The 12104-nt window shown below is 71.8% G+C and carries 11 protein-coding genes; 6 read left to right on the plus strand and 5 right to left on the minus strand.

Annotated features, from left to right (window positions below; all coding sequences use genetic code 11):
* Positions 1 to 57 precede the first annotated feature (57 nt).
* Positions 58 to 1518 carry a 30S ribosomal protein S1 gene (gene rpsA, locus H1W00_RS09785; RefSeq protein WP_181755531.1) on the plus strand — a complete coding sequence of 487 codons (1461 nt, stop codon included), beginning with the start codon at positions 58 to 60 and terminating at the stop codon, positions 1516 to 1518.
* A gap of 75 nt (positions 1519 to 1593) precedes the next feature.
* On the opposite strand, the gene H1W00_RS09790 is transcribed toward rpsA, so the two are convergent.
* Positions 1594 to 1740: a hypothetical protein gene (locus tag H1W00_RS09790; protein ID WP_181755532.1), complete on the minus strand. Its 147-nt coding sequence runs from the start codon at positions 1738 to 1740 to the stop codon at positions 1594 to 1596.
* Between the two features lie 81 nt (positions 1741 to 1821).
* On the opposite strand from H1W00_RS09790, the gene H1W00_RS09795 reads away from it, so the two are divergent.
* Positions 1822 to 2778 carry a GlxA family transcriptional regulator gene (locus tag H1W00_RS09795; RefSeq protein ID WP_181755533.1) on the plus strand — a complete coding sequence of 319 codons (957 nt, stop codon included), beginning with the start codon at positions 1822 to 1824 and terminating at the stop codon, positions 2776 to 2778.
* Between the two features lie 6 nt (positions 2779 to 2784).
* On the opposite strand, the gene H1W00_RS09800 is transcribed toward H1W00_RS09795, so the two are convergent.
* Positions 2785 to 4110, minus strand: coding sequence for a class I adenylate-forming enzyme family protein (locus tag H1W00_RS09800; RefSeq protein ID WP_181755534.1), 1326 nt, complete (start codon positions 4108 to 4110; stop codon positions 2785 to 2787).
* 101 nt (positions 4111 to 4211) lie between these two features.
* Here H1W00_RS09800 and H1W00_RS09805 point away from each other — a divergent pair, with 101 nt between their 5' ends.
* Positions 4212 to 5105, plus strand: a complete 894-nt coding sequence (locus H1W00_RS09805) for an SH3 domain-containing protein (protein WP_181755535.1) — start codon at positions 4212 to 4214, stop codon at positions 5103 to 5105.
* Between the two features lie 10 nt (positions 5106 to 5115).
* Positions 5116 to 5721, plus strand: a complete 606-nt coding sequence (coaE, locus tag H1W00_RS09810; protein ID WP_181755536.1) for a dephospho-CoA kinase — start codon at positions 5116 to 5118, stop codon at positions 5719 to 5721.
* Positions 5722 to 5754: 33 nt separating this feature from the next.
* On the opposite strand, the gene H1W00_RS09815 is transcribed toward coaE, so the two are convergent.
* The 3 genes from H1W00_RS09815 to H1W00_RS09825 form a co-directional block, all read right to left on the minus strand.
* A complete protein-coding gene (locus H1W00_RS09815) occupies positions 5755 to 6651 on the minus strand; it encodes a sigma-70 family RNA polymerase sigma factor (protein WP_181756235.1) in 897 nt (298 codons plus the stop codon).
* A gap of 102 nt (positions 6652 to 6753) precedes the next feature.
* A complete protein-coding gene (locus H1W00_RS09820; RefSeq protein WP_181756236.1) occupies positions 6754 to 8922 on the minus strand; it encodes a prolyl oligopeptidase family serine peptidase in 2169 nt (722 codons plus the stop codon).
* A complete protein-coding gene (locus H1W00_RS09825; protein WP_181755537.1) occupies positions 8879 to 10219 on the minus strand; it encodes a DNA polymerase IV in 1341 nt (446 codons plus the stop codon). Before H1W00_RS09825 ends, H1W00_RS09820 begins: the two co-directional genes overlap by 44 nt.
* A 100-nt stretch (positions 10220 to 10319) precedes the next feature.
* Between H1W00_RS09825 and H1W00_RS09830 the strand changes: the two genes are divergently transcribed.
* A complete protein-coding gene (locus tag H1W00_RS09830; RefSeq protein ID WP_181755538.1) occupies positions 10320 to 11804 on the plus strand; it encodes an APC family permease in 1485 nt (494 codons plus the stop codon).
* Positions 11801 to 12100: a helix-turn-helix domain-containing protein gene (locus tag H1W00_RS09835; RefSeq protein ID WP_181755539.1), complete on the plus strand. Its 300-nt coding sequence runs from the start codon at positions 11801 to 11803 to the stop codon at positions 12098 to 12100. The genes H1W00_RS09830 and H1W00_RS09835 overlap by 4 nt, the downstream gene beginning before the upstream one ends.
* Positions 12101 to 12104: the final 4 nt, after the last annotated feature.

The raw sequence follows: 12104 nt of genomic DNA on the forward strand, positions 1-12104 counted from the left end.
GGAATCGGTGCGAACATCCTGTCCACACTCAATTCCATCCATTCGGAGCCCAACTACATGACTTCCGGCCTCGCAACTCCTTCTGCGGCCCCGCAGGTTGCGGTCAACGACATCGGCAGCGAAGAGGACTTCCTCGCCGCGATCGACAAGACCATCAAGTACTTCAATGACGGCGACATCGTCGACGGCACCATCGTCAAGGTGGACCGCGACGAGGTCCTGCTCGACATCGGCTACAAGACCGAGGGCGTCATCCCCTCGCGTGAGCTGTCGATCAAGCACGACGTCGACCCGAACGAGGTCGTCCAGGTGGGCGACTCGGTCGAGGCCCTCGTCCTCCAGAAGGAGGACAAGGAAGGCCGTCTGATCCTGAGCAAGAAGCGTGCTCAGTACGAGCGCGCCTGGGGCGACATCGAGAAGATCAAGGACGAGGACGGCGTCGTCGAGGGCACCGTCATCGAGGTCGTCAAGGGCGGCCTGATCATGGACATCGGCCTGCGTGGCTTCCTGCCCGCGTCGCTCGTCGAGATGCGTCGCGTCCGCGACCTGGACCCCTACATCGGCCAGAAGCTCGAGGCGAAGATCATCGAGCTCGACAAGAACCGCAACAACGTGGTCCTGTCGCGCCGTGCGTGGCTCGAGCAGACCCAGTCGGCCGTGCGCCAGAACTTCCTCAACGAGCTCAAGAAGGGCCAGGTCCGCAAGGGCGTCATCAGCTCGATCGTCAACTTCGGCGCCTTCGTCGATCTTGGCGGCGTCGACGGCCTGGTGCACGTCTCGGAGCTGTCCTGGAAGCACATCGACCACCCGAACGAGGTCGTTCAGGTCGGCGACGAGGTCACCGTCGAGGTGCTCGAGGTCGACCTGGAGCGCGAGCGCGTGTCGCTGTCGCTCAAGGCGACCCAGGAGGATCCGTGGCAGCACTTCGCCCGGACCCACCAGATCGGCCAGATCGTCCCGGGCAAGGTCACCAAGCTCGTCCCGTTCGGCGCGTTCGTGCGCGTCGAGGAGGGCATCGAGGGCCTGGTGCACATCTCCGAGCTCGCCGAGCGCCACGTCGAGATCCCCGAGCAGGTCGTCCAGATCGGCGACCAGGTCATGGTCAAGATCATCGACATCGACCTCGAGCGTCGCCGGATCTCGCTGTCGCTGAAGCAGGCCAACGAGACCGAGGTCGCGGCCGAGGCCGACAGCTTCGATCCCACCCTGTACGGCATGGCGTCGTCCTACGACGAGCAGGGCAACTACATCTACCCCGACGGGTTCGATCCCGAGACGGGCGAATGGCAGGAGGGCTTCGAAGAGGCCCGCGCCACGTGGGAGCGTCAGTACGCCGAGGCGCACGACCGCTGGGAAGCCCACAAGAAGCAGGTCGCCGAGGCCGAGAAGGCCAACCTCGAGGCCGGCGAGGTGGGCGAGTACACGTCCGCTCCCGCCGAGGAGGAGCAGACCGGCGGCTCGCTGGCTTCCGACGAGGCCCTGCAGGCCCTGCGTGAGAAGCTGACCGGCGGCGAGTGATCTCCCGCTGAGCACGACGAAGGCCCCCGACCTGATGGTCGGGGGCCTTCGCCGTTCCCGGGGTGACGCGGACAGTCAGGAGTCATACGAGGCGCCGAACGTGTCGCGGACGTGGCTGCGAGGGGCGGGGCGGACGCCGAGTCCGTCGTGGGTGATGGTCGTCCACAGCCCCGCCGTCATCAGCACGGCGGGCGTGGCCAGCAGGAGGAGCAGAATGATCATGTCTCCAATCCTGCGATCAATGGTATCCTGTCACCAGTGGCAGGAATGCCAGTTCCCGTCGATATCCCGCCAGGAGGCGCCATGACCAAGGTCGCGGTGATCGTGCCCGAGCAGGCCGAGCCGTTCGGCATGGGCGTGCTGGCCGAGGTCTGGGCCGAGCCGCACCACCCCGACGACGACAACCCCGTCTTCGAGTTCGTCGCGTGCACCCCGGTGCCGGGCATCGTCTCGGGCGCCTCCGGGTTCGACTTCGTCGTGCGCCACGACCTGTCCGCCGCGGCCAACGCCGACCTCGTGGCCGTGGCCGCCAAGCGCGACTACCTCGTGGAGGATCCCCGGATCAGCGAGGCCCTGCGCGCCGCCCACGCCCGCGGAGCCACGATCATGGCGTCCTGCACGGCCGCCTTCAGCCTCGGCTTCGCGGGGCTGCTCGAGGGGCGTCGCTGCACGACGCACTGGCGCTACGGACCTGAGCTGGCCGAGCGCTTCCCCGAGGCCGACCTCGACATCGACGTGCTCTACGTGGAGGACCGCGGCATCGTCACCGGAGCGGGCTCGGCGGGCGGGATCGACGCCAACCTGCACCTGATGCGCCAGTGGTACGGCGCCCGCGTCGCCGCCACGGCCGCGCGCCGCATCGTGGTGCCGCCGCACCGCGACGGTGGCCAGGCGCAGTTCGTGCGCGCGCCGATGCCCGCCATCGAGGCCGAGACGCTCGCCCCCGTCCTGGACTGGGCGCAGCAGCACCTCGCCGAGCCGCTCACCGTCGCGTCCCTGGCCCAGCGCGCCCACCTCTCCGAGCGCACCTTCGCCCGCCGGTTCCGCGACGAGACGGGAACCACGCCCTGGCAGTGGCTGCTCGGTCGCCGCGTGGCGATGGCGGAGGAGCTGCTGGAGACCTCCGAGCTCTCGATCGAGCAGATCGCCCACCGCGTGGGCTTCGGCAACGCCGCCACCCTGCGCCACCACTTCGGCGCCGTGCGGGGCACCAGCCCGCAGGCCTACCGCCGGTCGTTCACGTGCGTCGAGTCGGCCTGAGGCGGCTCACAGCTCGGTGCGCCTGACCTTGCCCGTGGCCGTGCGGGGGAGGGCGTCGACCCGCTCGTAGGACTTCGGGCGCTTCGGCGGCGCCAATCGCTCCTGCGCCGTGGTCCGGAGGTCGCCCTCGGCGGCGTCGCCCACGTAGGCCGCCACGACCCGCTGCCCCCAGCGCTCGTCCGGGCGGCCGAACACCGCGATCTCCACCACGCCGGGCACCTCCACGAGGGCGGCCTCGACCTCGGCGGGATAGACGTTGACGCCGCCGCTGATGATGAGGTCGGTGCGGCGCGAGTCGAGGTGGACGAAGCCGTCCTCGTCGACGCGGCCGAGGTCACCCACGGTGAACGCCGGTCCGTGCTCGGTGAATCGCCACGCCTGCTCCGTGCGGTCGGGGTCGTTCCAGTACGCGAAGCGCCCCCACGCAGGGACGGCGCACCACAGCTCGCCCTCGTCGTCCACGGTGACGACGCGGCCGGGTCGCGCGCGGCCCACGGTGCCGGGGTGCTGCTGCCACTGGGTGGCGGGACAGGCGGTGAACTGCCCCTCGGTGGAGCCGTAGAACTCCCAGACCACGTCGGTGCCGAACAGGGCGTGGGCCCCGCGGCGGATCGGGTCGGGACACGGTGCCCCGGCGTGCGCGACGAGGCGGAACGAGGAGACGTCGGTGCTGGCCCCGGACGCCAGGAGAGCGAGCAGCCGCTGCAGGTGGGCCGGCACGCAGAACATCGTCGTGGGGCGCACCGCCTCGACCGCCTCGCAGAACGCCTCCGGCGTGAACACCGGCAGGACCACGACCGAGCCACCGGCCAGTGCGGTGCCGAGCGCGAAGCGCAGGGGAGCGGAGTGGTAGAGCGGCGAGACCACGAGGTTGACGTCCGAGGCGGCGAAGCCCCAGAGGTCCCGCTCCTCCAGGACGGCGGCCTCGGCGTCCGCCGCGTCCCAGAACCCCGACCACACGCCCTTGGGGCGCCCGGTCGTGCCGGAGGTGAAGTGCATCGGCCGGCAGCGGGGGAACGTGTCGAGCTCGTCCGTTTCGTCCGCGAGCAGCTCGGTGAACCGCACGAGCGAGTCCAGCACGAGAGCGGGGGAGACGTCGGCCAGGATCGGCTCGCGCTCGTGGGGCGTCAGGCGCGGGTCCAGGGGCACCGGGATGCGTCCCGAGGCGACACAGCCCCACACGGCGGCCAGCAGCTCGACGCTGTTCGGCAGGCTGACGACCACGCGGTCGCCCTCGGCCACGCCGGCGTGCCGGACGCCCGCGGCGAAGCGTCCGGCAAGGCGCCGCAGCCGGTCGACGGGGACGGCCACGGGCTCGGCCGGGTGTGACATCGCTCATTCCTCTCGCGGCGGTTCGGCGGACTCGCTGGGATCCGCGTGCTCAGTATGGTTGACTGGCGAACGGCCGTTCCCCCGACTCCGTATTGGTATCGATGACCCAGACCCCCAAGCCCGGACACCGGCGCAAGCCCGTCGTCCGCGACCCTTGGTACGTCCGTGCCCGTCGGCACGGAGCCATCGCGACCGGTGTGGCCTCCGTCGGCGTGGCCGCGGTCGCCGCCCTCAGCACCTCCTCGGTCACCCTGGCCGACGCCGCCCCCACCGCTGACGCATCGCTCGCGGCCCAGGGCGACATCGTCACCGAGTCCCTCGGTGGCACGGCCCCGGCTCGCGCCTCGCGCAGCAGCGCCGAGCGCCCGCCCCTGCCGTCCGCGGCCGAGGCCGACGCCCTGGTCAAGGGCTCCCTGTACGCACAGAAGACCGTCCCGGTCCGTGCCGACGCCTCCGACGACTCGCCGGTGCTGGCCACGGTGGCCAAGGGCAAGACTCTCCAGGTCACGGGCGAGACCCGCGGCGGCTGGACCCAGGTCATGCACAACGACCTCCCACGCTGGGTCTCCAGCGAGCTCGTCGCCGAGGAGGAGCCCAAGCTCGGGCCCACCGAGGGCGCGATCTCCACGGCCGCCTGCCTGCGGGGCTCCGGCGTCGAGTCGGGCCTGCAGCCCGACACGGTGCGCGTCTACCGCGCCGTGTGCGCCCGCTTCCCCGAAGTCACCAGCTACGGCGGTCTGGCCGGCCGTGGTGAGCACGCCACCGGGCACTCGCTCGACATCATGATCGGGGGGGAGTACGGCTGGGATCTCGCCGCCTTCCTGCAAGCGAATCGGACCCAGCTCGGAGTCGACTACCTGATATACAAGCAGCGGATCTGGAGCGTGGATCGCGGCGGCGAGGGATGGCGCGGCATGAGCGACCGCGGTGGCGTTACGGCCAACCACTACGACCACGTCCACGTCACCACCGTCGGCAGCGCCGGCACCCTCTGAGCCTGCGCTGATGGCACCTCGGGTCGGGCTCACCGGCGGCATCGCCTCGGGCAAGAGCACCGTCAGCGGCCGCCTTGCCGAGCTCGGTGCCGTCATCATCGACTACGACCGGCTGGCCCGCGAGGTGGTCGAGCCCGGCAGTCCCGCGCTCGAGCTGATCGCGCAGCGGTTCGGCGCCGACGTGATCGCCGCCGATGGCACGCTCGACCGGCCGCGGCTGGGCTCGCTCGTGTTCGCCGACCCGGCGGCGCTGAAGGACCTCGAGGCGATCACGCATCCAGCGATCCGCGACCTGGCCGCGCTGCGCGAGCAGCAGGCGGGCGACGCGATCGTCGTGCACGACAACCCACTGCTCGTCGAGATGGGCGCGGCCGCGTCCTGCGACGTGGTGATCGTCGTCGACGCGCCCGAGGACGTGCAGATCGCCCGCATGGTCGCCGCCCGGGGCATGACCGATGACGCCGCCCGGGCCCGCATCGCGGCCCAGGCCTCCCGCGAGGAGCGCCGGGCGGCCGCCGACGTCGTCATCGAGAACACCGGCACCCGGGAACAGCTGAGCGCCCGGATCGACGAGGTCTGGAAGGACCTGGTCGAGCCGGGCGCTCGCTGGGCCTGACGCCGCTGCATAGCGTCGGGCCGGGGATGGCCGCTAGGCGGCCAGTTCGGGATCGGCGATCTCTCGCAGTCGCGCGATCGCCTGTCGCTCCACCTGACGCACGCGCTCGGCGGAGATGCCGTGGCGCTTGCCGATGTCGGCGAGCTTCTGCTGACGACCGTCGAGCAGGCCGTAGCGAGCCTTGACGATGTCGGCCTCGCGGGCGTCGAGGCGATCGACGAGCGCGAGCAGCTGGTCACGGGCGTCGTGGTCGAGCATCGCCAGGTCGGGGCCGGGCGTGCTGTCACGAGCGATCAGGTCGCCCAGGCTCGTGTCGCCGTCCTCGTCCACGGGGGAGTCGAGGCTGACGTGGTCACGGCCCCAGGCGAGCAGGTCGATGACGCGCTCGACGTCCATGCCGAGCTCGGCCGCGATCTCGGCGGGCTCGGGGTCGTGCCCCAGCTGACGCTCGAGGTTGCGACGCGCGCCGGAGACCTGGTTGAGCTCCTCGACGACGTGCACGGGGAGGCGCACGACGCGAGCCTGCTGGGCCACGCCGCGCGTGATCGCCTGGCGGACCCACCACGTGGCGTAGGTCGAGAACTTGAAGCCCTTCGCGTAGTCGAACTTCTCGACGGCGCGGATGAGGCCGGTGTTGCCCTCCTGGATGAGGTCGAGCATCGGCATCTGGGCACGCCCGTACTTGCGGGCGATCGACACGACGAGACGCAGGTTCGCCTGGACGAACTCCTGCACGGCGCGGTCGCCCTCCTCGGCGATGAACTCCAGCTCCTCGCGGGTGGCGCGCTTCGGGGCGCCGCCCTTCGCACGTCCGATCCGGCCGGTCTCGAGCAAGTGGCGGGCGTACAGCCCGGCCTCGATCGTGCGGCTCAGCTCGACCTCGCGCTCGGCGTCGAGCAGCGGGGTGCGCGCGATCTCGGACAGGTACATGCCGACGCTGTCCTTGCCCTCGAATTCACGGTCTTCCACGGTGATCCTCCTGACGGTGGCTTCACCCGGTACAACGACCGCGGGAGCGCTGGGATTCCGTTCTCAGGAGTTTCTTGGAATGCCGCGGGTGACCTGCGTCGCAGTGTCGATGATCCACGCCAGCTCCCACGCCCGCTGGCGCCACGCGGCGTACCGTCCGCTGACCCCGCCGTGACCCGCGGCCATCTCGGTGCGCAGCAGCACCGACCGCTCGGCACCGGTGACCTCGCGCAGGCGCGCGACCCACTTGGCGGGCTCGACGTAGAGAACGCGGGTGTCGTTGAGCGAGGTGCCCGCGAGGATCGACGGGTAGGCCACGTCGGCGACGTTCTCGTAGGGCGCGTACCGCTTCATGTAGGCGTAGACCTCGGGGTCGTGGAGCGGATCGCCCCACTCGTCCCACTCGATCACCGTGAGGGGCAGGGAGGGGTCGAGGATCGTGGTGAGCGGGTCGACGAACGGCACGTCGGCGAAGATGCCGGCGAAGGCGTCGGGAGCGAGGTTCGCCACCGCGCCCATCAGCAGGCCGCCCGCGCTGCCGCCCTCGGCCACGAGCCGGTCGGCCGACGTCCAGCCCTCGTCGGCCAGGTGACGGGCGCACGCGATGAAGTCGGTGAAGGTGTTCATCTTGGCCAGCTGCTTGCCCTGGTCGTACCAGGCACGTCCGAGCTCGCCGCCGCCGCGGACGTGCGCCACCGCGTACACGAACCCGCGGTCGAGCAGGCTGAGCCGCGAGATCGAGAAGTCGGGGTCGAGGCTGATCTCGTAGGAGCCGTAGCCGTAGATCACGCCGGGGGCGGAGCCGTCGCGCGGCGTGCCCTTGCGGCAGACGATCGAGAGCGGCACCAGCGCGCCGTCGTCGGCCCGGACCCAGGCGCGGTGCTGCTCGTAGTCCTGAGGGTCGAAGTCGCCCAGCACGGGCGCCCGGCGGCGCAGGATCCGCTCGCCCGTGGCGGGGTCGAGGTCCCAGATGGTCGCGGGCTCGACGTAGGAGGTGTAGCCGATGCGCAGGTAGCGCGGGTCCCACTCGGCGTTGCCGGCGAGGCCGCACGTGAAGAGCTCGGCCTCGAAGTCGAGCTCCTGCGCCTCGCCGATCCCGTCGTCGCCGATCGGCATGAGGGCCAGCCGGGTGGTGGCGTCGCGGCGGTACGACAGCACGAGGTGACGCGCGAAGGCGTCGGCGGCCTCGAGTCGGACATCGTCCGAGCCCGGTACGAGCACGGTGGTGGCCGTGGGGTCCTCGAGCGGCGCCAGCACGAGCTCGAAGTTGATCGCCCCGTCGTTGTGCAGGATCGCCAGCTGGTCGCGGCCGCCGACCACGAGGTGCTCGACGGAGTAGTCGACGCCCTCGCGGCGCGGCCACACGACGTCGAACTCGCCCGTGGGGTCGGTGGCGTCGAGGAGGCGCACCTCGGTGGTGACCTTCGAGCCCACCGCGATCACGAGGAAGCGCTCGGAGCTGGTCCGGCCGAGCCCGACGAAGTAGCGCTCGTCGGGCTCCTCGAAGACGAGCACGTCGTCCTCGGTGGAGCCGAGCTCGTGGCGCCACACCCGGTGCGGACGCCAGGCGTCGTCGACGGTGACGTAGAAGAGGTGGCGACCGTCGGCCGACCACGTGGCGCCCGGTGCGGCGCCCTCGATGTGGTCCTGGAGGACCTCGCCGGTGGAGAGGCGACGCACGCGGATCGCGTACCGCTCGTCGCCCTGGGTGTCGACGGACCACGCCAGCAGGTCGCCGTCGTCGGAGACGCTGAAGGCACCGAGGGAGAAGAACTCGTGGCCCTCGGCCTCGTCGTTGGAGTCGAGCAGGACCTCCTCGCCGGGCAGGGTGGCGCCGGGCTCGACCACCGGCGGGTCCCAGTCCTCGGGTCCGGCGATCGGGACGCGGCAGCGGATCGCGTACTGGCGGCCCTCGACGGTGCGTGAGTAGTACCACCAGCGGTCGTGCCGGACGGGCACCGACATGTCGGTCTCGAGCGTGCGGTCCTTGATCTCGGTGAAGATCTGCTCGCGCAGCTCGGCCAGGTGCGCCGTGGTGTCCTCGGCCCAGGCGTTCTCGGCCTCGAGGTAGGCGATCGTCTCGGGATCGTCCTTGTCGCGCAGCCACTCGTAGGCATCGACGACGGTGTCGTCGTGGTGCTTTCGCTCGCTGGGGCGGCGGGGGGTCGGACGGCGGGCCGCGGGTCGGTCATTCCTCGACCGTACCGGCCGGGTGCGACACGGGCTCCCGATGGCCGGGAGCGAGGTCGGGGTCGTCCGCGCGCAGGGTCCGGACGGGCCCGATCGGGGTGTGGCGCGTCTCGAAGCGCACGGTGACGAGCCCCATCCCGCGGCCCCACACCCAGCCGTCCCCGTGCTCGGCGTGGTGCACGTCCATCCCCGGGGACCACTCGCGCGGTCGCTGCGGTTCCGGGGACTCGTCCACCGCCTCCTCGAGCACGCCGTCCGCGTCCGGCTCGGCCTCCTGCGCGAACAGGTCGTCCTGCACCCAGTCGGCGAGTCCGCTGATGCCCACGCCGAGCAGGCGCAGGCCGCCGCCGACGTCGGTGGCGTCCAGCAGCCGGCGTGCCATGGCCACGATCGTCCGGGTCTGGTCGGTGGGCGCCGGGAGGCTGGTGGACCGCGTGTGGGTGCTGAAGTCGTGGTACCGCACCTTGAGGGTGACCGTGCGCCCCGAGAGGCCGGCGCGGCGGAGGCGCTCGGCGGTGCGGCGGGCCATCGCGTCGCAGATCAGCCCCAGCTCGGTCCGGTCGACGATGTCGGTCTCGAAGGTGTCCTCGGAGCTGACGGACTTGTTCTCGCGGTGCGAGCTGACCGCGCGGTCGTCGATGCCGCGGGACAGCCGGTGCAGCGAGGCTCCGGCGGAGGCCCCGAGCAGGTCGACGAGCTCGGCCTCGGTGTGACGCCACACGTCGCCGACCCGCGTGATCCCCACGTGGTGCAGCCGGGCCGCGGTGGCCGGCCCGACCCCGGCGATCACGGTGATCGGCATGGGCTCCAGGAGGTCCTTCTCGGTGCCCGGCGCGACGATGAAGGAGCCGTCGGGCTTCTCGATCTCGCTGGCGATCTTCGCCATGAGCTTCGACGGCGCGACGCCCACCGAGGCGGTGAGCCCCTCGGTGAGCCGGGTGACGTCGGCGCGCAGCTCGGCGACGAGCTCGGGCACGGCGTCTGGGTCGAACGCCTCGCCCGCCGCCAGGTCGACGAACGCCTCGTCGAGGGAGAGCGGCTCGACGGCGGGGGACAGGCGTCGCAGGCGCTCCATGACGATCGACGAGGCCGCGCGGTACGCGTCGAACCGGCCGGAGAGGAAGGCCGCGTGCGGGCACCGCGACCGGGCCTCGGCCATGCTCATCGCGGAGCGGACGCCGAAGCGCCGCGCCTCGTACGACGCGGTCGAGACCACGCCCCGCTGGCCGATCCCGCCGACGATCACCGGCTTGCCGCGCAGCGACGGCTTGTCCCGCTGCTCGACCGAGGCGAAGAACGCGTCCAGGTCCAGGTGCAGGATCGAGGCCGTCGGACGCATGTGCCCATTCTCCCCGGTGGCGCCCGGCGGCGACGGCTTTCGCGGGGTGACACGGAGGCGTAACAGGCAAGACACGCGTCGTCCCTAGCCTGACGCCATCATGAGGTTCCCCTCCGAGTCCCGCGCGCTCGCGCGCGCGATCGCCGACCCGCCGTCGGTCCCGGACGTGCGCCCCCAGTCCGACCTCGTGGGGCTCGACCGGCGCGCCGTGCGCCCCGAGGACCTGCTGGCCAACTCCGTGGCCGTGATCGCTCCGGCGGCGAGTGCCCTCAGCGTCCCGTTCGTCCTGATGCGGGTCGTGGGTCCCGGCGCGTGGCTGAGCGCGGTCCTGGGCTTCGGCCTGGCGCTGCTGCTGGCGGCGGTGTTCTCCCAGTTCGCGACCCGGATCGCTGCGGCCGGCTCGATGTACACGTGGGTGACGCGCTCACTGGGGCCGTTCGCCGGGCTGCTCGTCGGCACCTCGATGCTGCTCGGCTACGGGATCCTCGTGGCCTTCGGGATCTCGCAGGCGATCCGCCGGTCGAGCGAGGCCGTCACGACGGGCTCCCCGGACGGTGTGGCGGTGGACGCATGGTCGCAGTGGTGGATCGGGATCGCCGCGATCGCGGTGTGCCTGCTCGTGTCGGTGCGCGGCGTGCGCGTCGCGACCCGCCTCGCGCTCGTGGTCGAGTCCGCGCTCGTGGTGGGGCTGCTCCTGCTCGTCGCCCTCACGATCACGCGTGAGGGCCTGCCGTCCGCGTCCGTGCTCTCCCTCGAAGGAGCCGACCCCGGGCGGATCGTGCTCGGCGCGACGGTGGTCATGGGGATCACGGTGGGCTTCGAGTCCGCGGCCGCCCTCGCCGGGGAGGCCGAGCGACCGTTCTGGAGCGTCCCACGGGCGATGACGGGCGCCGTCCTCGTCGCGGCCGTCCTCTACGCGCTCGGGTTCCTGGCGGCGAACGCGCCGCTCGTGGCGGGCGACCACCGGCGTGGCCCGGCCCAGCGCTGGTTCCCCGACTCGGTCGACGTCCACGTGGCCGACGCGATCCTCAGCAGCCTGCTGGCGCTCTCGTTCCTCGCGCTCGCGCTGTGTGCCTGGAACGCGCTCGCCCGGGTGATCTTCTCCCTGGCGCGCGAGGGCGCGCTGCCCGCGTCACTCGGTCGGGCTCATGCCCGCTGGGGCTCTCCCGTCGCGGCGCTGGCCGTGGTCACGCCGTTCGCGATCGCCCCGGCCACCGTGACCCTGCTGCTGGGGCGCGAGGTCGGCGAGCTCTCGATGACGCTGCTCCGGTCGGCGGTGCTGGTCCTGATCGTGGCGTACGCCCTCGTCGCGCTGGCGCTGCCGGTCTTCCTCGTGCGGATCGACGAGGTCACGCCGGGCCCTGTCGCGGTCGCGGCGCTGGCGGTCGTCCTGACGATCACGCTCGCGACGCTCGACACGATCGAGGATGTCCGGCAGGGGGACCGGGGCGGCCTGGTGCTCACGGCCACCACCCTGGCCGGCGGCGTGCTGTGGTTCGTGTGGCTGCGCTCGCACCGGCGCCGTGCGCTGCGGCGGATGGGCATCCACGACGAGACGATCACGACGGACCTGCTGGGCCCATGAGCAGCGACTCGCCCTCGAAGGCGCCGCCCACGCCCTTTCGCGGGCGGGAGCCCGGAGCCGTGGACAACGCGTTCGCCATCCTCGAGCAGGTGGCCCGCTCGGGGGCCGGGGTGTCCGCGCGGGAGATCGCCGAGACCCTCGGCATGCCGCGCGCCACGGCCTACCGGATCCTCAAGCACCTCGTGCAGCAGGAGTACCTCGTGCGCAGTCCCGACCTCTCCGGCTTCGCCCTGGGGCAGCGGGTACGCAACCTCGCCGGGGCGGTGGCTCCGCTCGACCCGACCGACGAGTCCTAGGCGA

Source organism: Aeromicrobium phoceense (genome assembly GCF_013868155.1).
Taxonomy (GTDB): domain Bacteria; phylum Actinomycetota; class Actinomycetes; order Propionibacteriales; family Nocardioidaceae; genus Aeromicrobium; species Aeromicrobium phoceense.